General features: G+C 64.3%; 19 protein-coding genes. 7 read left to right on the top strand and 12 right to left on the bottom strand.

What is annotated here, in order from left to right; genetic code table 11:
- Positions 1 to 203 precede the first annotated feature (203 nt).
- Positions 204 to 1,415: an LPS export ABC transporter permease LptF gene (lptF, locus tag U1738_RS17530; RefSeq protein ID WP_332790315.1), complete on the top strand. Its 1,212-nt coding sequence runs from the start codon at positions 204 to 206 to the stop codon at positions 1,413 to 1,415.
- Complete coding sequence (gene lptG / locus U1738_RS17535; RefSeq protein ID WP_332790316.1) at positions 1,412 to 2,500, top strand: LPS export ABC transporter permease LptG; 1,089 nt, start codon at positions 1,412 to 1,414, stop codon at positions 2,498 to 2,500. Before lptF ends, lptG begins: the two co-directional genes overlap by 4 nt.
- Before the next feature lie 179 nt (positions 2,501 to 2,679).
- Here the strand turns inward: lptG and U1738_RS17540 are convergent, their stop codons facing one another.
- Together U1738_RS17540 and U1738_RS17545 are read right to left on the bottom strand one after the other, a co-directional pair.
- Entirely contained in the window at positions 2,680 to 4,401 is a 1,722-nt protein-coding gene (locus U1738_RS17540; RefSeq protein ID WP_332790317.1) for a hypothetical protein, read from the bottom strand.
- A 147-nt stretch (positions 4,402 to 4,548) separates the two neighbouring features.
- On the bottom strand, positions 4,549 to 5,637 hold the full coding sequence (locus U1738_RS17545) for a fatty acid desaturase family protein (RefSeq protein WP_332790318.1): 1,089 nt from the start codon (positions 5,635 to 5,637) through the stop codon (positions 4,549 to 4,551).
- Positions 5,638 to 5,772: 135 nt separating this feature from the next.
- On the opposite strand from U1738_RS17545, the gene U1738_RS17550 reads away from it, so the two are divergent.
- Complete coding sequence (locus U1738_RS17550) at positions 5,773 to 6,930, top strand: N-acetyltransferase (protein ID WP_332790319.1); 1,158 nt, start codon at positions 5,773 to 5,775, stop codon at positions 6,928 to 6,930.
- Positions 6,931 to 6,974: 44 nt separating this feature from the next.
- Here the strand turns inward: U1738_RS17550 and U1738_RS17555 are convergent, their stop codons facing one another.
- The 7 genes from U1738_RS17555 to glnE all read right to left on the bottom strand — a co-directional run bounded on the left by U1738_RS17555 (position 6,975) and on the right by glnE (position 14,236).
- Entirely contained in the window at positions 6,975 to 7,235 is a 261-nt protein-coding gene (locus tag U1738_RS17555; RefSeq protein ID WP_332790320.1) for a hypothetical protein, read from the bottom strand.
- 193 nt (positions 7,236 to 7,428) lie between these two features.
- Complete coding sequence (locus U1738_RS17560; RefSeq protein WP_332790362.1) at positions 7,429 to 8,211, bottom strand: transporter; 783 nt, start codon at positions 8,209 to 8,211, stop codon at positions 7,429 to 7,431.
- Between the two features lie 31 nt (positions 8,212 to 8,242).
- On the bottom strand, positions 8,243 to 9,019 hold the full coding sequence (xth, locus tag U1738_RS17565) for an exodeoxyribonuclease III (protein WP_332790321.1): 777 nt from the start codon (positions 9,017 to 9,019) through the stop codon (positions 8,243 to 8,245).
- A gap of 8 nt (positions 9,020 to 9,027) precedes the next feature.
- Complete coding sequence (erpA, locus tag U1738_RS17570; protein ID WP_332790322.1) at positions 9,028 to 9,369, bottom strand: iron-sulfur cluster insertion protein ErpA; 342 nt, start codon at positions 9,367 to 9,369, stop codon at positions 9,028 to 9,030.
- A gap of 249 nt (positions 9,370 to 9,618) precedes the next feature.
- Positions 9,619 to 10,818 (bottom strand): peptidoglycan DD-metalloendopeptidase family protein, encoded by a 1,200-nt coding sequence (locus U1738_RS17575; RefSeq protein WP_332790323.1) that lies wholly within the window; start codon positions 10,816 to 10,818, stop codon positions 9,619 to 9,621.
- A gap of 288 nt (positions 10,819 to 11,106) precedes the next feature.
- Positions 11,107 to 11,574, bottom strand: a complete 468-nt coding sequence (locus U1738_RS17580) for a peroxiredoxin (protein WP_332790324.1) — start codon at positions 11,572 to 11,574, stop codon at positions 11,107 to 11,109.
- Positions 11,564 to 14,236, bottom strand: a complete 2,673-nt coding sequence (glnE, locus tag U1738_RS17585; protein WP_332790325.1) for a bifunctional [glutamate--ammonia ligase]-adenylyl-L-tyrosine phosphorylase/[glutamate--ammonia-ligase] adenylyltransferase — start codon at positions 14,234 to 14,236, stop codon at positions 11,564 to 11,566. The genes U1738_RS17580 and glnE overlap by 11 nt, the downstream gene beginning before the upstream one ends.
- A gap of 27 nt (positions 14,237 to 14,263) precedes the next feature.
- Between glnE and U1738_RS17590 the strand changes: the two genes are divergently transcribed.
- Positions 14,264 to 14,488, top strand: coding sequence for a hypothetical protein (locus U1738_RS17590; RefSeq protein ID WP_332790326.1), 225 nt, complete (start codon positions 14,264 to 14,266; stop codon positions 14,486 to 14,488).
- Positions 14,489 to 14,669: 181 nt separating this feature from the next.
- Here U1738_RS17590 and U1738_RS17595 read toward each other — a convergent pair whose 3' ends face one another.
- From U1738_RS17595 to U1738_RS17605, 3 genes are all read right to left on the bottom strand, one after another.
- The gene (locus tag U1738_RS17595) at positions 14,670 to 15,323 is read right to left on the bottom strand and encodes a sigma-70 family RNA polymerase sigma factor (RefSeq protein ID WP_332790327.1); all 654 of its coding nucleotides are present in this window, start codon (positions 15,321 to 15,323) and stop codon (positions 14,670 to 14,672) included.
- A gap of 91 nt (positions 15,324 to 15,414) precedes the next feature.
- Positions 15,415 to 15,552, bottom strand: coding sequence for a hypothetical protein (locus tag U1738_RS17600; RefSeq protein ID WP_055781399.1), 138 nt, complete (start codon positions 15,550 to 15,552; stop codon positions 15,415 to 15,417).
- Positions 15,553 to 15,733: 181 nt separating this feature from the next.
- Positions 15,734 to 16,540 (bottom strand): response regulator, encoded by an 807-nt coding sequence (locus U1738_RS17605; protein WP_332790328.1) that lies wholly within the window; start codon positions 16,538 to 16,540, stop codon positions 15,734 to 15,736.
- Positions 16,541 to 16,880: 340 nt separating this feature from the next.
- On the opposite strand from U1738_RS17605, the gene U1738_RS17610 reads away from it, so the two are divergent.
- The 3 genes from U1738_RS17610 (at position 16,881) to U1738_RS17620 (ending at position 19,069) form a co-directional block, all read left to right on the top strand.
- Positions 16,881 to 16,991, top strand: a complete 111-nt coding sequence (locus tag U1738_RS17610; protein WP_332790329.1) for a NepR family anti-sigma factor — start codon at positions 16,881 to 16,883, stop codon at positions 16,989 to 16,991.
- 7 nt (positions 16,992 to 16,998) lie between these two features.
- Entirely contained in the window at positions 16,999 to 18,627 is a 1,629-nt protein-coding gene (locus U1738_RS17615; RefSeq protein ID WP_332790330.1) for a sensor histidine kinase, read from the top strand.
- Between the two features lie 307 nt (positions 18,628 to 18,934).
- Positions 18,935 to 19,069: an entericidin A/B family lipoprotein gene (locus tag U1738_RS17620; protein ID WP_332790331.1), complete on the top strand. Its 135-nt coding sequence runs from the start codon at positions 18,935 to 18,937 to the stop codon at positions 19,067 to 19,069.
- Positions 19,070 to 19,120: the final 51 nt, after the last annotated feature.

Consider the following 19,120-nt stretch of genomic DNA (forward strand, 5'->3'; position numbering starts at 1 on the left):
CGCGAAGGCGAGGATCCCACTTCTTCGTCTGGCTGCGGGGCAAGGCAGCGGGATCCCGGATCAAGTCCGGGATGACGGGTTGGTCGGCACTTGGGATGCTCGCCAATTAACGGCTGACGGACGGCTCAGACCCGGATATAGCTGCCCGTCCAATATCCCGGCGCGCCGTAGCGTCCCCGTTCCGAAAGCCCCCCGCCCCCACCATGAAGTCGATCGATCGCTACATGGTCCGGCTGATCCTCGTGCCGCTGCTGTCGACGCTGACGATCTCGGCGATGCTGCTCGTGCTCGATCGCATGCTGCGGCTGTTCGACTTCGTCGCGACCGAGGGTGGCCCCATCACGGTCGTGTGGAAGATGCTGGCCAATCTGCTGCCGGAATATCTCGGGCTGGGCATTCCGATCGGCCTGTTGCTGGGCGTGCTGCTCGCGTTCCGCAAACTTGCGACGTCTTCGGAACTGGACGTGATGCGCGGCGTCGGGATCAGCTATTGGCGGCTGCTGCGCATCCCGTACGTTTTCGCCATCGTGCTGGCGGCGATCAATCTGGCGATCGTCGGCTATATCCAGCCGACCGCGCGCTACGCGTACGAGAATCTGCGCTACGAATTGCGCACCGGCGCACTCGGCGCATCGATCAAGGTCGGCGAGTTCACGCATTTCGGCGACAAGATGACGATCCGCATCGAACAGAGCCGTGACGAGGGCCGCAAGCTTTCCGGAATCTTCGTGCAGGCGGTGGGCAAGGACGGCACGTCGTTCGCGGTGACGGCGGCGAGCGGCAAGTTCCTTGCCACCGACAATCCCGACGAGATCGTCTTCCAGCTCAGCAACGGCGTCCTGATCAGTCAGGCACCGAAGATCCCGACGCCGCGCGTGCTGACCTTCACCACGCACAATCTGCCGATTCCGCTGCCCAAATATGGCAGTTTCCGCCAGCGCGGCGAGGGCAATATGGAACTCACGTTGCCCGAACTGGTGCGCATCGGCAGCAATCCGCAGACCAGCGAGGATCTGCGCGACACCAGCCGATCCGCCTTCCATTTCCGCGTTGTCGAGATCGCGACGATGTTCCTGCTGCCACTGCTCGCGCTGGCACTCGGCATCCCGCCCAAACGCTCGACCTCGGCGCTCGGCGTGTTTCTGGCGATCGTGATGGTCGTCACGTATCACAAGGTGAACCAATATGCCGAGGCGATCGGCGGGCTGGGCAAGATCGATCCGTTGATCGCGCTGTGGACGCCGTTCGCGATCTTCGCCGCTTTGGTTCTGTGGATGTATTACGTCATCGCCTATGTGCCCGATGGCCAGCCGATCGGCGCGCTGGAGCGCGTGTTCGGGAAGATCGGCAAGTGGATCGTGCGCCGTATGCGCGGCCCCCGGCGCCAGGACGCAGCGGAAGTGCAGGCGGCATGAACTTCTTCCCCTCCCGCGTCGTCGCGATCTACATGGCGCGGCTGTTCGTCATACGCACCTTCGCGGTGATGGCCGGCCTGGTGCTGGTGCTGCAGGCGCTCGATCTGCTCGGCCAATCGGGCAACATCCTGGCCTATCCCGGCAACGGCGATGCGCAGGTGTGGCATTATATGAGCCTGCGCGCGCCGCAGATCATCGCCTTCGTCCTGCCGTTCTCCGTGTTGCTCGGCACGATCCTGACGCTGAGCCAGATGAACCAGAACAGCGAAGTCATCGCGCTGAAGGCATCGGGGCTCTCCGCACATCAGGTGCTGGCACCTCTGGTAATGGCGAGTCTGGTCGTCGCGGTGATTTCCTTCACCTTCAACGACCGCATCGTCGCGCGGGCCACGTCGGCGCTCAACCAATGGCAGAACGTCAATTACGGCCCGCTGCCGATCGACCGCGGCGATCGCTCCAACGTGTGGGTGCGCGATGGCGACGACCTGATCCAAGCCGACCAGATCAACGGCCGCGGCACGGCGGCGCAACTCGGCGGGATCACGCTCTACGATCGCGAGAAGGGCAATCTCGTCGGCATCATCGAGGCGAAGCGTGGACGCTATGCCGCGCCGGGCTGGCAGATTTTCGACGCGACCCGCTTCGACGTGGCAAGCGGCAAGAAAACGAAGATCGGCAACCCGGTGGTAGCCAAAAGCGTGCGGCCCGACCAGTTCACGCTCGCCACGGTCGATGCCGATTCCCTGTCGTTCGGCGCGTTGCGCAGCGCGATCGGCGACCTGTCCGACGCCGGGCGCCCGACCAAGGCACTCGAAGGGTCGGCATGGCACAAGCTTTCCGCGCCATTGTCGTCGGTGCTGATGCCGTTGCTAGGCGCGGTGGCGGCCTTCGGGCTGGCGCGATCGGGCAAGCTGTTCCTGCGCGCCGCGATCGGCATGGGGCTAGGCTTCGCCTATTTCGTCGCCGACAATTTCGCGCTGGCAATGGGCAATCTGGGTGCCTACCCGCCGTTTTTGGCGGCCTGGGCACCGTTCCTGCTGTTCTTCCTGATCGGCGAAGCGGTGCTGGTGCGCACCGAGGAATAGTGGCCGGGTCCGGCGAAAGATTGCCCGTTCGAATTAGAGCATGATGACGTGAGGTCGACCCATCCCTCTCTCCGTTCGTCCTGAGCTTGTCGAAGGACGTATTCCAAGCGCAACCGGAGATTGTGTGGCACGTGCTTCGACAAGCTCAGCACGAAAGGTTCTATTTAAGTCATCGCACTCTAGCCGGGAATGCGGGTCCAGGGATCGGCCTGCCGGACGTCGAGCCGGCACAGGTCGCGCAGATCGTGGCGGCGCGCATATTCCAGCACCCGGGCGTCGTAATCCGGGGCGAGCGGGTCGGCGAACTTCCAGTCGGGCGGATTGAAGGTCGAGAAGCCGTTGATCGTCGGCACGCGCCAGAATTCGGCGAGGAACATCGCATCGACATTATGCGGATAGATGCCATTCACCTCCGCATTGATGTAGACCGGTTCGTCACGGCGGGTGGCGACGACGTAGAAGCTAGCGCAGGCCGCTGGCGGCGCGGGGACCGTTCCCAAAGCCGAATATTGTGCCGAACGGCTGAGCTGCGCCGGCGATTCCGCACTGAGATTTTCGGCGACCAACACCATGACGATCGCGCCAGCCAAGAATGGCCTGGATCGCGCCAGCATGCTCGCCCGCTCCCGCCACGCCACGACCACGAGCAGCAAGAACGGCAGCACCAGCCAGAGCTGGTAGCGCGACACGACCCGCATGCCCTTCGCGCCCGGCACCAGTTCGAACACCAGACCCCAAGGCGATGCCACGTTGAATTGCAAGGTCAGGAACCACGCCACGATCATTGCCAGCGCAAAGGCGCGCAACTCGATCGAGACCGGCCGATTCTGCCCGGCACGCCGCAGCACGATGATCCGCCTAGCCGCCGTCACGATCAGGATGAACGAGACCAGCGGAAGTCCCGATTGATGTTCCCCACCAAGCAGACGTGCGGGCAGCGTTGGACTGTCCGGATTGATCGCATGGATCAGCGCGGCCAACGCCTGGAAGATCCAGCCCCAGACGTAATTGCCCGGCCCGACATTGATCATGTCGATCAACGGCGTGACGAGGTAGCCGAGCATCTGGTGATAGGATTGCCCGCCGGTCTCGCGCGCCTTCGGCAGATAGACGATGAGGAAGGGAATGATCAGGACGATGAAGGCGCAGACACCGCAGAACAAAGTGCCGGCATGCCGGCGCAAGAAGCCGACCAAAGCAGCGGGCCGCCAGTTGCCGCTCACGACGCACCAGCAGACGACGAACAGGCCCGCGGAAAAGATCGTGAACCAGGCCATGTAATAGGAGGTCAGCAGCCAGGCCGCCATCAGGGCGGCGAGCGCGACGGCCAGCAATCGCGCCTGCAGATGGCGGCCATCCTCCTCCGCCCGAACCATCGCGATTGCCGCAATCATCGCGACCGGCAGCAACGCCACGCTCTGCAACTGGGCATGCACCGCCTGAAGCGAGATGTTGCTGGCGATGGTCCACAGCAACGCCACGAACAACGCGCTCGATCGTCCCCAGCCGAGCGTTCGGGCGACCAGCAGATAGGCGGCCGCGAAACCGATCGTCTTGAAGGTCAGGATGTTCAGCGTGTCGGCGTGAAACGGATCCGCGAACAGCCGCCAGAAGGAATAGACCAGTCCGTAGAGGAAATACCCGTCATTATAGCCAAGCGTGCCGGTATAGGGATGAAAATAGCCGGTCGTATTCCAGACGGCGGCACCGCTCAGAACATTGCGCCAATGTTCGAGAATGCTGATCTCGATCATCCCGTCCGCGCGATCGCCGAAGCCGAGGTCGAACCCGCTGAAAATAGGCGCGCGGAAGAACAGCGCCATCGCCACGACGTAGACGAACGCAAAAGCAGCGATGCTGGTGATCGACCGCTCAGGCACGGTCTTGGGGCCGGCGCTCAAGGCCGACGCTCGTTAGCGATGGCCGGGGTTACAAAGTCGGCAGGCGATGGTTCCATGGCGCACGCCTAACTGCGTCGTGGGGCCATGTCGATGTGGCCGGGGCCATCGCCGAGAGGCGTCGCATTCCGGTTGGGGCAGCCCCTGCCCTTAGCGCGCCACCATAGTGCTGCGCGCGATCTTCGCCACCAGACCTGGCAGGCCCGGATAGCTCGCCTTGTGATAGGGCGATTCCGTTTCCAGCGCGGCGGAGATACGGCGGTGCGCCTCGCCCAGTGCGTGATATGGCAGGCCGGGCAGCAGGTGATGCAGCGCATGATAGCGCAGGCCGACCGGTGCCCATAGCATCGGCAGCAGGGCCGGCGGCGGCACGTTGACGGTGTCGAGATATTGCGCGGTGACGGTCATCGCCTCGCCCTCATTTTCCCACAGATGCGCGACCAACGTGCGCACCTGATTGATCACCATCACCGCCGAGGCGATGCCGAGGCCGATCAGGAAGACGCGCAGCGGCACGATGCCGGTCGCGACCATCGCGATCACCGCGATTGCCCACACGCTGGCGGCGGCTTCCTGCCACAGCCATTGCGTGCGCGCGGCGCCTTCCGGTGCGCGGCGGCGGAAGGCGGGGTTGATCGACAGCGACGAATAGCGCTCGATCACCAGCCGCCGCACCGCCGGGATCACCGACAGCGGCGTCAGCACGGCGAAACGGAACAGCAACGCGACCGGGCCGAGCGCGGACACGATTATGAACAGCGGCAACGACCATGGCTTCATCAGCGCGAGCGGCAGATATTCCGGATCCTCCGCCGTGCCGTAACGCGTGCGGGCGTGGTGCAGGCTGTGCACGCCTTCGTACATGAAACTGGGCACGAGCAGCGGGATGCCGGCGATCGCGTTCCAGGCGATGTGGAAGCCCGGCACGGCGGACGGCTTGAAATGCGTCAGTTCGTGGATGAACGATCCCGCCCGGTACAGCGCCAGGACCGAGATGATCGCGGCCAGCACGGCCCAGCCGCCCGGCGCGAGCAATGCAGCGGCGAAGGCGGCATAGCCGACGACCGCCGAGGCGATCAGGTCCGTCCAATAGATGGCCGGGCGATGTGCCAGGATATCCCGCGTCAGATCGGCGGCGGCGCGGAGCATCGCGCGATCGTCGGCGATGCGTTCCCGCGCGGCGCGCGGCGCGACGACGGGCGCGGCAGCGCGGCGATCGAAGGAGAGAGTGCTTTCCATAATGCGTTCCATTATCCCCAGATAGTGGCGGCAGCGTGGCGGCGAAAGGTCCGCCGTGTTGCAGAGGGTGCAGCCTTGACAGCGGACCACGCACGCGGGACTGAAACGACCTCTTTTCCGCAAAAGGCGCGTAGCTTGGCCGACCAATCCCTCATCATCCGTCCGATCCACAGCAAGGCCGATCGCAAGGCGTTCATCGACCTCGCCTTCCGCCTCAACGCAGACGATCCCAATTGGGTGCCGCCGCTGAAGGGCGAAGCTTTGGGACTGATCACGCCGGAGAAGAATGGCTGGTTCAGCCATGCCGAGGCGCAACTCTATCTGGCCGAGCGCGGCGGCAAGATCGTCGGGCGGATCTCCGCGCATATCGATACGCTGGCGCTGACGCTTCCGGCCGAGCAGGGTTTTGGCCCAGGCGTCGGCTGCTGGGGGTTGCTGGAGGCGGAGGATCGCGATCTGGCGCACGCGCTGATCGCCACCGCCGAGCAATGGTTGCGGGACAAGAACATGGTGCGCGCGCTCGGGCCGATCAGCATGTCGATCTGGGAAGAGCCGGGGCTGCTGATCGAGGGGTTCGATCATCCGCCGACGATCATGATGGGCCATCACAAGCCGCATTATCAGGAATGGATCGAATCCGCCGGGTATCACGGCGTTAAGACGCTCTACACCTACGATCTCGACATCACGAAAAACTTCCCGCCATTGGTCGGCCGGATCATCGCCGCGGGCGAGAAGAATGCGCGCATCCGCATCCGCAAGGTCGACAAGTCGAAGTTCGACAAGGAAGCCGCGATCATCCTGGCGATCCTCAACGATGCCTGGTCGGATAATTGGGGTTATGTGCCGCTGACCGAGCCGGAAATCGTCGATGTCGGAGTGAAGCTGAAGCCGATCGTGTTCGAGGATCTGATCCGCATCGCCGAGGTGGATGGCGAACCCGTCGCGTTCATGATCGTCCTGCCCGATTTGAACGAGGCGATCGCGCCGCTGAACGGCAGCCTGCTTCCCTTCGGCTGGGCGAAATTGCTGTGGTGGTTGCGCAAGCCCAAGGTGCGCACGGTGCGCGTACCGCTGATGGGCGTCGTCAAACGCCTGCAATCGTCGCGCCTGGCGAGCCAGCTGGCGCTGATGATGATCGAATATATCCGCCGGTCCGCCGTGGCCGAATATGGCGCATCGCGCGGCGAGATCGGCTGGATCCTCGAGGACAATCAGGGGATGCGATCGATCGCGGATCTGATCGAATGCAAGATCAACAAGAAATACGAGATTTACGAACGCACGCTGTGAGAGGCGCGGCCCGCGACGTTTATGTACGTCGCGGGCCTGTCACCTCACTTGGCGAGCGGATCGAAGCCCTGTGCCAGCCAATCTTCCCGGGTATTGCAGACACGGGTGGGAAGGCGCGAACCGGTGATCGTTTCCTTGATGCAATAGCGCGTCGGCTTCACGGCGCTTTTCGGAGCAGCCGTCGCGGCCGGTGCCGTCGAAACTTCGGCGGATGCATCGGACATGGGCTTAGCGACATCGGCGAATGCCGGGGTAGCGACGGCGATGAGCGCACCGGAAACGGCGGCGATTACGGTCTTGATCATGAAATCCTCCATCGATCGATCCGGCTTCATGCCGATCGTGACTGTGTTAGTGCATTATGCATGCCAAACACTCGATGGACGTATCTTCAATAGCTTACCGGAAAGTCGGCACCAACCGCTCGGCAATCACGGCGATAGTTTGGGAATTATCGCCAACCATCGGCGCGCTGCGCGCCAATGCCGTCAAACCGATTCAAAAGCGCCGTGAAACGCCGAGATAGAGTTCAACGTCCGGCGCATAATGGTTCAGGCCGGCATTGGCACCGGCATCAATCTGCATATTCTTGCCCAGCATGCAGGCGAGCGAGAGCCCGGCGAGCATTTGCGTCGTCGCGCCCGATGGATCGTCGTCGCGGAGCGCCTGCAGCTCGGCCGTCGCGGTCAGCGATTTGGTCAGCGCGAATCCCAGCCCGACCGTTTCGCTGAACGCGACGTGGCGGCCATGACCGCCCTCATTCACCGCCGCATCGATCTCCGAGGTCGATTCGAGATTGAGGGCGTCGCTCAGGTCGTAGGTCACCGGGACGAGCAGCCCCGCCCCCCAATCGCCCGCGCCGACGGGCGTCCGACCGACCGGCAGCGTGGCGAACGGAAGTAGCGCGGCGGAAAAGCCGCTGCCGTCGGGATTGCTCAGATTGACCTTGAACCCGATCGACGCATCGCCGACGCGGTTCGCACTATCGATATCGCCGGCGACCTTGTCGCGGGTGCGCACATGGCCGAACGGCGTGAAGCCCAATTGCAACTCGATCGCGTCGGCCAGACCCACGCGAACGAGCGTATCGCCGATCAGGATCGTATCGGTGCGCTGATCGGCATCCTGATCGAGCGTCCAATCGGCCAGGGCCGTTTCCACCGACACATTGCCCGGTGCCATCGTACAGGCGGGCGTGCCCAGGCCGGGACGCTGCGGGCAATAATCGCGATCCTCCGCATAAGCCGGCGCAGCGACGATCAACAACAGTCCGGCGATCATCCTGCGCACAAGCGGCCCCTTTGAAATTCAGCTATTTAGAGGAGAGCTTAACCCAGGTCGGCGCGTGATCGCTGGCCTTTTCGCGCCCGCGATACTCTTTGTCGACGCCGGCATCGGCCAGCCGATCGGCGGCGACGGGTGACAGCAACAGATGATCGATGCGGAAGCCGGCGTCGCGCTGCCACGCGCCGGCCTGATAATCCCAGAAGGTCCACACGCCGCCTTTGGGGAAGCGCGTGCGCAGCGCATCGGTCCAGCCCTGCGCGATCAGCCGGCGGAGGCCCTCGCGGCTTTCCGGCTGCATCAACGCATCGTCGGCCATCGCACGGACCGAATAGGTATCGTCGTCATTGGCGATGACATTATAGTCACCGGCCAGCACGACCGGCTTCTCCTCGGCGAGCAGGACGCGCGCGCGGTCGGACAGGCGTTCGATCCAGCGCAATTTGTAATCGAATTTCGGCCCCGGCTGAGGGTTGCCGTTGGGCAGATAGAGCGAAGCGACGATCACGCCGTTCACCTCGCATTCGAGGTAGCGGCTATGTTCGTCCTCGGGCTCGCCCGCCAGCCCGCGCTGGCGTTCGATCGGGTCCGCGCCCCTGGCCAGCACGGCCACGCCGTTCCAGCTCTTCTGCCCATGCCACACCACGCCGTATCCCGCCGCGCGGATATCGGCCTCGGGAACGGTCTCGTCGCTGGTCTTCAGTTCCTGCAGGCAGACCACGTCGGGCTGCTGCTCGGTCAGATATTCGACCAGACGCGGCAGGCGCGCCTTGATGCCGTTGATATTGTAAGTGACGATCTTCACTGCGGGGGTCAGACCGAGAAGCTGGAGCCGCAGCCGCAACCGGAGGCGGCGTTGGGATTTTCGACCTTGAACGCCGCGCCGCCGAGCGATTCGACATAATCCACCGCACAGCCGCGCACGAGATCCAGGCTGATCGCGTCCACCACCAGCCTCACCGCATCGGTTTCGGCGACGACATCGTCATCGGCGACCGCATCGGCGAGTTCGAACTTGTACTGAAACCCCGAACATCCGCCGCCATCGACTGCCAGACGCAGGATGGCAGGCTTGCCCTGCCGCTCCGCAATCGCCGCGACCCGCGCGGCGGCAGAGGGCGTCAGGGAAACGGGGGATGGTGCGATGGTGGCCATCGTTCGGAGATAGGCGGTCGCGGGAGGAACGGCAACGGGGTGTCTGCGCTCGACCATTTAGGAGATAGCCCCGTCACCCCGGACTTGTTCCGGGGTCCACCAAGCGGCTTTCGACGAGATTATAAATTAAGTGCTGAGATCCCGGGCCAGTGGACCCCGGAACAAGTCCGGGGTGACGGTGAGCGATGATTGCTCGAACTGGATCGCGAAGAACGGTCTTAGCGATTTACGATCTAGAGCAGGCTTCCCTTACTCCGCGCCGTCGGCTGCCGGGCCGCCGACCGATACCGGCGTCATCTTCGGGCCATTATGGCCGGACGCGAGATAATCGGCGGTCTGCAGGAACGGCACCGGGTTCACGGCATGGCCGTCGATGCGCACTTCGTAATGGAGATGCGGGCCGGTCGAACGGCCGGTCGAGCCCATCAACGCGATCAACTGGCCGCGCTTCACGCGGGTGAAGGGGGCGACGAGAATCTTGGAGAGGTGGCCGTAACGGGTCTGGATGCCCTTGCCGTGATCGATCTCGACCAGATTGCCGTAGCCGCCCGAACGCTCGGCGCGATCGACGTAACCGTCGGCGGTGGCGTAGATCGGCGTGCCGACCGGACCGGGGATATCGACACCGGCATGCATCGCCGCGGTGCCACGGAACGGATCGGCGCGGACGCCGTAATTGCTGGTGAAGCTGAGCCGCTCGACCGGCTGGGCCGAGGGAATGGCGATGACCGACTGCTCGAGCGAATCGAGTTTCTTCCAGGTCATGAACAAGGAGCGGAACTGCTGATCGGCTTGCAGATCGACGCTAGCTTCGTTGCTGTCGGCGGCCTCGAACGGGCCACCCATTGCAGGCATCTTGGCCAGACGCTTGGCGGCGACGCCCAGGCGGCTGACCTTCTGCGTGGTCATAGCGATACGCTGTTCGACGACGCGGCGGGCCTGCACGGCCAACACGACCTGGCGGCGTTCGATCTTCTCCAGCGGGGCGACGACATCGGCGGCGAGCTTCGCGGCCTTGGGGTCGATGACGGTGGAGGCGACTTCGCGCGGGGCGCCCTTGCCGGTAACGACAGCGGTGATGAGGGCCTGACGCTCTTCGACGCGGACGGCGTGCGCCTGGGCGACGCTCTTGATCGTGGCGACATCGGCCTGCATCGCGGCGACCTTCGCCTGCATCTGCGCGACCTTCGCATCGGCCGAGGAATGCGCATCGACCATACCGGTCAGCGCCACGGCGCCGACGGCGGCCTGTGCAACGCCGTACACCGAGAAACACATCGTGACGGCGGCGACGCTGGCGGCGATCGCCTGGGTCCGGCCACCGATGCTGAAGCGGCGCAGGGCGCGGCCATCATGGAAGATGAAGTCCCGCGTGATGAACCACGCCCGGAACCGCGCAAGCTTGTTCGCGGTGTCTTCCGCGACGTGCGCGATGGAAATCTTGGTCATTAATCCCCGGCGATCTTGCTAGGGACACCGGAACATTCCGGCATCCAACCCCTGATTTGCCTCGATCGCAGCCCCTCCGCGTTCTTGACCCAGCCTTTGTGACCCACAGAGTCTTTAACTAACAACCCCAAGCGCCGGTTTGCGCGGTCAGTTGCAGGAGTCGCGCGGCGAGTCGTTGAATGGCACGTGAACTTTCGCGGATATTTCTGGTGCGGCGCACAATTCAAGTGCGCATATGGGCCGAATCCGTTGAGCGGATTGGGGAATTTGCCGGGTGCGAATGCCCGGTCAGCCCAGCGCTTTCGCAGCTTCCATTACCGCAGCGGCGTGGCCGGGCACCTTCACCTTGCGCCAAACCTTTTGCAGTGTTCCGGCCGCATCGAACAGCCAGGTCGAACGATCGATGCCCATATAGGTTTTGCCGTACAACTGCTTCTCGATCCACACGCCGAACGCCTCGGTTACGGAGCCATCCTCGTCGCTGGCGAGCGGCACCTTCAGATCGTATTTCGTGATGAACTTCGCGTGTTTCGCCGGCGTATCCTTCGATACGCCCAGCACCTCGACTCCGATCGCCTGAAAGTCCGGATAGAGCGCACCGAAATCCTGCGCCTCGCGGGTGCAGCCGGTCGTGTCGTCCTTGGGATAGAAATACAGCACCAGCGGCGTGCCGATCGAGGCGCGCAGATCGATCTTCGTGCCATCCGGCCGCGTCAACGCCACGTCCGGCAGGGTATCGCCCAATTCAACCGACATCGTCGCCTCCTACGCTGGCCCAGAATCGCATCACCTCCTGCCGCGTCCGATCGAACGCGGCAAGCGTCGCCGGCCAATCGGGCAGGCCGACGGCGCGGGCGATCAGCGCCTGCGTGGTCGGCTCGGGCACCTGCGCATCGGGCGCGACGAGGCGCAGCGTGACGATCAGGCGGGTGAGCAGATCGTGCGCGCCGCGCATCTCCGGCGGGGCCAGCCCCGCGACGATCAGCGCATCGATCGCGTGGCCGAGATTGGCGTCGAAGCCGGTACGGTGGACAAGCTGCGCGACATGCGTGGCGAACTCCAGATCGACCAGTCCACCGGGCGAAAGCTTGGCGTCAAGCGGCCCGGCGGGCGGCTTGTGCGCGGCCATGTCGGCGCGCATCGTCACCGCATCGGCGATCAAATCGCGCTCCGGGCGCTCGCCGTGCAGCACGGCCTGGATCACCGCGACCGTTTCGGCCTGCGCCGCCCCCGATCCGAACACCGGCCGGGCGCGGGTCAGCGCCATATGCTCCCATGTCCACGCACTCTCGCGCTGATAGCGCGCGAAGCCGTCGAGCGAGACGGATAGCGGCCCCTGCGTGCCCGAAGGGCGCAGCCGCGTATCGACCTCGTAGAGTGGTCCGGACGCGGTGGCGACGGACAAGGCCGCGGTGAGACGCTGTGCTAGACGGTTATAGTAAAGCACTGCCCCCAGACGTTTTTCGCCATCGGATTCTGCGGCGAAATCACCGGTGAACAGATAGATCAGGTCGAGATCCGAGGCGTGGGTCAACGCCCCGCCCCCCATGCGCCCCAGCGCCAGGACGACCAGTTCGCTATCCGGCACGCGGCCATGTTTCGTGGCGAAATCGGCGACCGTGGCATCTGCCAGCACCCGGATCGCGGCCTCCGCGACGCGCGCATAACCTGCCGATACGTCGAGCGGATCGGACACGCCGGCGACGATCTGCGCGCCCAAGGCGAAGCGCTTCTCGCCCACCACCTTACGCACATGATCGAGCCGCGCTTGATAATCCGCGCCCTCCCCCATCTCTGCGGCGAGGTCGGCGACCGACCCGACCGCCTCCAGCGCGGTCGCGTCGATCAGCCCGTCGAGCAGGTCCGCGCGCCGCCCCAGCGCCTCGGCCAGCGGCTCGGCATGGCAGAGGATCGCGCCGAGCAAACGTGCCAGCGCCGGGCGCGCCTCGAGCAGGCGCAGGAAATTGATCGCGCTGGGCAGCCGCGATAGCATCGCATCGAGCCGCAGGATCGCAGCATGAGGATCGGGTGCCGTGCCGAGCGCATCGATCAAAGCGGGCAGCACCGCCTCCAGCGCCTGTAGCGCCGCCGGGCTGCGCAACGCGGCATAGGACCCGGCGCGCCATTGCGCGACGCGCTGCACCGCGCCTGTCGTATCGGCAATGCCGGCGGCGGCGAGTTGATCGGCCAGCCGCGCCGGATCGTGCGACAGCGCATCGCCTTCGTCCGGCTCGATCGAATCGTAAATGCGCGCGGTGCCGGCGACATGCGGGCGCAGGAGATCGAGCAACGCCGCGCCATCCTCCACCCCGTGCAGCCGCGCCACGCCGTCCAGCGCGGGGCCGACCGGCAGGTGATGCGTCTGGCGATCATCGATCATCTGCACGCGGTGTTCGATCGTGCGCAGCAGCGTATAGCTCTCCGCCATCGCCGCCGCCTCGTCCGCGCCGATCCACCCGGCCCCCGCCAGCGCCGCCAGCGCATCGCGCGTCGCCGGTGCACGCAGACCCGGATCGCGCCCACCGTGGATCAATTGGTGGATCTGCGCGAAGAACTCGACCTCGCGAATACCGCCGCGCCCGCGCTTCAGGTCGAAGCCGGGGCCGAACGCCTGGCCCTGCGCATGATGATCGCGGATCCGGCGCGATATGCCGCGGATTTCACCGATCGCGCCGAAATCGAGCGCGCGCCGCCACACGAACGGGTGGATCGTGTCGAGGAAGCGCTGGCCGAGCGCGATGTCTCCCGCTGCGGCCCGGGCACGGATGAAGGCCGCCCGCTCCCACGGCAGCGCCTGCGATTCGTAATAGGCGATCGCGGCATCGACCGGTAGCGCGAGCGGCGTCGCCTCGGGCGAGGGACGCAGGCGCAGATCTACGCGCAGGACATAACCGTCGCCGTCGCGCGCCTGGAGCAGTTCGACGACGCGCTTGCCGATCCGCACCGCCGCCTCCTGCGGCTCCTCGCGGCCCCGACACGGAAGCGTCGCGGGATCGAACAACAGGATCGGATCGATGTCGGACGAATAATTGAGTTCGTGGCTGCCCTGCTTGCCGAGCGCGATGCCGACGAAGCCGACCGGTTCGACCCCCGGCGTACGTTCCTCGATCGCGGTGCGGATCGCCAGATCGAGCGCGCGATCGGCAAAATCGCTGAGTGCTCCGGTTACCGCAGTCAGATCAAGCACACCGGCCAAATCGCCGATCGCCACCAGCAGGGAAATCCGCCGTCGCGCTAGTCGAAGTGCGCGGGATATTGGCGCATCGGGCAAGCCCGGATCGAGCGGCGGCAGGATACCGGCGTCGAGCATAAAGGCGAGATCGGGCTCGCGGCCCAGCACCATCGTCAGGAACGGAGATTCCGCGCGTGCCCGCGATACGGCGGCGATGATCCGGGGGTCTGGCGTAGGGCTATCCATGCGGCAAGTCGCTACATCGGCGCTCCTTTGGCCTATTGGCAAGCAACAAATGTGCTGTTCGACCGTTTGTGCAGGATGATGGCCGAGGCTTTTCTCAACGCGGCGCAAGTCGCAACCCCGAGCGCTTTTCGCGTAACGGCACCGTTCGCTGGCGATGTAATGGCCGGTGCGCTGCATCGTGCTTACGACGAGCAGGACGAGTTGCCAAAGGATTGGCGGCAATTGTTTGATAGTCTCGACCGGATCGATTGAACCGTCGGCAAATCCGATAATGGAATGAGGCCCGTGTTCATCGGGATTCAACCTGCCGCACGCGTACCCCGACCCAACTAGGCGCATCGAAAGCCGCTAGTTGGACCCCGGATCAAGTCCGGGGTGACGGTGGATGATTTTACATTCCGGGCACCCGACCACAGCACAGCGGTTGCGCAAATCACCCCCGATCGCGGCTCAGGCTTTCGACTTCACCCATGATCGTATCGAGCGCCGTCATGCCCGGCTCGTTGCTGTGCGTGCGGCGCGATGGCAGCGAACCGTCCCCGAGGATCGTTTCGAGCGCCACGCGACCACGCGCCACACGGCTCTTGATCGTGCCCACGGCGACGCCGCAAATCTCGGCCGCTTCTTCATACGCGAAGCCACCCGCGCCCACCAAGATCAGCGCCTCGCGCTGCGGCTGCGGCAGATGCAGCAACGCCCGCTGCATATCGCCGAGTTCGACATGCCGATCCTGGCTCGCCGGCGCGGCGAGAATCTTGTCGGCAACGAGATCGTCCCATTCGCCCTTGAAGCGCGCCCGGCGCATCTGGCTAAGATACAGGTTGCGCAGGATGATGAAGGTCCAGGCGCGCATGTTCGTGCCGGCCTGGAACCGCTGACGCGCGGCCCATGCCTTCATCAGAGTTTCCTGCACCAGATCGTCGGCGAGATCGCGATTGCCCGACAGCGAGCGCCCGAAGGCGCGCAGATGCGGAATGACCTGTGCCAGCTCTTTCTTGAACTCGGGATCGGATAACGCGACGTGCTCGACGACCTCGTTGGCGGCATCTGCGCCGATCTCGTCGTCGTTCGTTTCGGATTCAGACATGAACACCCGCTTTTGCCTTATTCTTGTCAGACATAGGGATAAGACCGGCAGAAAGCCAGCACGCCCCCGGAAATCAAACGCTTAGCCTGCGCTATTTCATGAACAGGAACGCGAAGATCACGATGACGAGCACCAGCGAGATGCCCAGGATGTAGCGTGTCATATGCGGCGTGGCACCCGCACGGGCGTCCTGGCCGGAGACACGAATTTTTTCGTTTGGGTCGGTCATGCAGGGTAAACCCGCGAAAACCGTTTTGGGTCCGTATCGTTGGGAACTTTCGTTTCCAAAACAGCGCCGTCATGCTGAACTTGATTCAGCATCCATGCGCGGTCAGCCGACCCAAGGACACTGTCCATGAGGCAATTGACCGCGCCTGGATCCTGAAACGAGTTCAGGATGACGACCGGGCTTAAAGCGCCGGAACGGTCGCTGAATCGAAGAACAAGGCCTGTGCGATCGCCGCCTTGACGGTGGAGCGCTGGAACGGCTTGGTGATCAGGAACGTCGGCTCGGGCCGCTCGCCGGTCAGCAGACGTTCCGGGAAGGCAGTGATGAAGATCACCGGCACCTGGAATTCGGCGAGGATGTCCTTCACCGCATCGATCCCCGACGAATCGTCGGCCAACTGGATGTCGGCCAGCACGAGGCCCGGGCGATCTTCCATCGCCAGCGCAACGGCTTCGTCGCGCGTCACTGCGACACCGGTCACGTCATGGCCGAGATCGCGCACGATCGTCTCGATATCCATCGCGATCAGCGGCTCGTCCTCGATGATCAGCACGCGGGCGCGGGTCTGCTTCTCGATTTCGGCCAGTGCTTCGGCGACGAGCGAATCGACATCGGATGTTTCGACCTCGATCAAATAGGCCGCGTCCTCGGGGGTGAAGCCTTCCATCGCGGTCAGCAACAATGCCTGACGCGACAGCGGCGTCATCCGCGCCAGCCGCGCCCGCGCGATCGATTCCTGATCGTCACCGTCGTCGGCGGAGGAATTCTCCAGCGTCTCGTCATAATTGGTCGAGCCCCAGATCGCCTGAAACATGCGGTACAGCCCGAGCCGGGGATCGACATCGCGCGGAAATTCGCTCGGCGCGGCGACGATCGCTTCCAGCGTGGCACGAACGTAACGGTCGCCATGCGTCTGGCTGCCGGTGAGTGCCCGACCATAACGGCGCAGGAAGGGGAGATGGGGGGCAAGCTGCTGTCCAAGCGACATGGCTGTCGGGGTCTCCTGACATGAAAAATCGCCGTCCTTGTGGAAGCGGCTCGGCTGGTTTGCAATGCGATTCAGTCGAATAGGAATTTTCGCATCGCAGGTGGAACAATCGGCGCGCTATTTGGTTTCATGCAGTCGTCGCACGATGTACGTGCGATTAATCGGTTCGTGATCGCGGGCCGGTTTCTTGTCATCGGGCCGATCCCAAATCGGTGTTTCAAATCGTACCCGGCTGCCGCCGGCGTGTTCAGGGGGGACGGCATTGCGTTCGGGCGACGAGTCTTCAAAGTCTGCGAAGAAGCCGGCACCGGCCGGAAAGACTCCGGTTGGATCCACCAGGGTGCAGAGCAAGGATCGCGACATGGGCGCGGCCCTGCGCACGGTGTATCAGAAGACCGTGGAGGAAGACATTCCGGCCGATCTGCTCGATCTTCTGGGTAAACTCGATTGACCGAATAGTGACCGACGATACCGTTACTGTCCCGCCCGCCGACACACGCGCCTTATCTGGCGCGGTCGGCAATATACCCCTGCGATCCTCCCTGTTCGTCGCCGCGATTCCGACCGGGGCCAAAGTCTTCCTGATCCTGAGCGCGGCCTTGTTGCCGCTCGCCGTGATCGCCTTCTTCGCCACGCTGAACACCGCGCAGAACGCCACCGCCGATGCGCGGGCGCGCGTGCGCGTCGCGTCATCGGAAAGTGCGCGCCGGCTGGCGATCGAGATGATCGGCGACATGACTGCACTGCGCGTGGCGCTCAACGCGCTCGACACCGATGCCGGCGACGCACCGAGCTGCGCCCGTGCACAAGGCGTGTTCGCGCAGCAGGCCGCGAGCGGCACGCGCTTCGCGATCATCGATGCCAGCCGCCGCGTATTGTGCGGCACCGCGTTGCCACCCGATCTCACCCTGCTCGCCACCCCCGGCACCGCGCAGATCGCCGCACGCGTCGTGCCCGGAAAGGGTGTGGTGCTGGCGATCGGTGGCAATCGCAGCGGAGCGAGCGCCAACGCCTTCTTCCCTGCCCGCTTCCTCGCCGATATCGGCCAACCGAGCGGCTTCCCGATCCCGTTCGAAACCCGGCTGGCACAAGCCGATGTCGAATTGACGCTGACCCCCCTGCCCGAACGCGCCACGCTCGAACGACGCGAGACGCAGCGGGTCGCGCTCGGCCTGGGCGATCTCGATCTCGAAATGACGATCCGCAGCCAGCCGATCACGCCGCCGGTGATGATCGCCTTGCTGTTCCCGATCCTGATGTGGTTCGCCGCCGCCAGCATCGGCTGGTTCATCGTCGATCGCCTGCTGATCCGTCCGCTGCGCCGCCTGCGCACCGCGGTGGCCGCTTACGTTCCCGGCGAGGAAATCGATCCCGAGGAGGTCCGCGCGCTGCCTGCGCAGGAGATTCGCGAGCTTGGCGATACGTTCCGCAACATCAGCCGCACCGTGGCCGCGCACGAAGCCGGCCTGGCCGAGGGACTGGTGCGCCAGACCAAGCTGACCCGCGAAGTGCATCACCGCGTGAAGAACAACCTGCAGGTCATTTCCAGCCTGATCAATTTCCACGCCCGCAGCGCGAAATCGGTCGAGGCCAGCGCGGCCTATGCCGGCATCCAGCGTCGCGTCGATGCGCTGGCCGTGGTCCACCGCCACCATTTCGCCGAGATGGAGGAGCATCGCGGCCTCTCGCTACGCTCGGTGATCGGCGAACTCGCCTCCAACATCCGCGCCACCGCGCCCGACAATTCGTCCGGCCTGGGCATCCTGCTCGATGTCGAACCGTGGCTGGTCAATCAGGATATCGGCATCGCCGTGGCGTTCCTGATCACCGAGATCGTCGAACTGGCGATGAGCTGCAACCCGGCGGCGCAGATCCGCATTTCGGTGAAGCCCGGCGAAACCCAGGAGCGCGCGGTACTGCGCATCAGTTCGCCTTCTTTGGTCGATTGCGATGCGTTGCAGGTCGCGATCAAGGATCGCTACGGTCGCGTCATGGAGGGCCTTTCGCGCCAGTTGCGCTCGAAGCTGCACCATGATCCGCTGATCGGTGCCTACGAAATCACGATCGCGGTGACCGGCCGCGACTGAAACTGCGGCCGATCGAAAAAAGATTCGGTTTTTGTAAGAATCGCCGGAACCGATGGTCGTGCAGCCCGTTATGATATTCGGATAGCGAACTTATGCCCCCCCGCTCTCGCTATCCAAGACATGGGCCCGGAAGCGTCTACCCTCCCCCCCCCGGAGGCGCTTCCGGGCCCAATAACTTTCCCCACATCGCGAATATTCGAACGGCACCACGGGTCGCCGCAAATGTCGCGTCGTGACCGGAACGAACCGGCGATCCGATCATTCTCAGCTCAGGTTCTCAACCATATCAACAGCAAGGAGTATCCCGATGCGTAAATTCGCAGGAATGGCCGTCGTCGCCGCAGCCCTTTTGGTCAGCGCGTGCAACACGATCGAAGGTGCCGGCAAGGACGTGTCCTCAGCCGGCCAGACGGTCGCCAAGACGGCCAAGGACGCCAAGTAAGCTTTCGGCTCAGGCCGGAACAGGAAAGGCCCTCTCCCACCCGGGAGGGGG

The sequence above is a fragment of the Parasphingomonas caseinilytica genome (assembly GCF_036663755.1).
Taxonomy (GTDB): Bacteria; Pseudomonadota; Alphaproteobacteria; order Sphingomonadales; family Sphingomonadaceae; genus Sphingomonas.

What these genes read in the sequence shown, in the direction of transcription:
- lptF (WP_332790315.1), top strand. Translation starts at nt 204, where the DNA reads ATGAAGTCGATCGATCGCTACATGGTCCGGCTGATCCTCGTGCCGCTG.
- lptG (WP_332790316.1), top strand. Translation starts at nt 1,412, where the DNA reads ATGAACTTCTTCCCCTCCCGCGTCGTCGCGATCTACATGGCGCGGCTG.
- U1738_RS17545 (WP_332790318.1), bottom strand. Translation starts at nt 5,637, where the DNA reads ATGGAAAGCACTCTCTCCTTCGATCGCCGCGCTGCCGCGCCCGTCGTC.
- U1738_RS17555 (WP_332790320.1), bottom strand. Translation starts at nt 7,235, where the DNA reads ATGATCAAGACCGTAATCGCCGCCGTTTCCGGTGCGCTCATCGCCGTC.
- U1738_RS17560 (WP_332790362.1), bottom strand. Translation starts at nt 8,211, where the DNA reads ATGATCGCCGGACTGTTGTTGATCGTCGCTGCGCCGGCTTATGCGGAG.
- erpA (WP_332790322.1), bottom strand. Translation starts at nt 9,369, where the DNA reads ATGGCCACCATCGCACCATCCCCCGTTTCCCTGACGCCCTCTGCCGCC.
- U1738_RS17575 (WP_332790323.1), bottom strand. Translation starts at nt 10,818, where the DNA reads ATGACCAAGATTTCCATCGCGCACGTCGCGGAAGACACCGCGAACAAG.
- U1738_RS17580 (WP_332790324.1), bottom strand. Translation starts at nt 11,574, where the DNA reads ATGTCGGTTGAATTGGGCGATACCCTGCCGGACGTGGCGTTGACGCGG.
- glnE (WP_332790325.1), bottom strand. Translation starts at nt 14,236, where the DNA reads ATGGATAGCCCTACGCCAGACCCCCGGATCATCGCCGCCGTATCGCGG.
- U1738_RS17595 (WP_332790327.1), bottom strand. Translation starts at nt 15,323, where the DNA reads ATGTCTGAATCCGAAACGAACGACGACGAGATCGGCGCAGATGCCGCC.
- U1738_RS17600 (WP_055781399.1), bottom strand. Translation starts at nt 15,552, where the DNA reads ATGACCGACCCAAACGAAAAAATTCGTGTCTCCGGCCAGGACGCCCGT.
- U1738_RS17605 (WP_332790328.1), bottom strand. Translation starts at nt 16,540, where the DNA reads ATGTCGCTTGGACAGCAGCTTGCCCCCCATCTCCCCTTCCTGCGCCGT.
- U1738_RS17620 (WP_332790331.1), top strand. Translation starts at nt 18,935, where the DNA reads ATGCGTAAATTCGCAGGAATGGCCGTCGTCGCCGCAGCCCTTTTGGTC.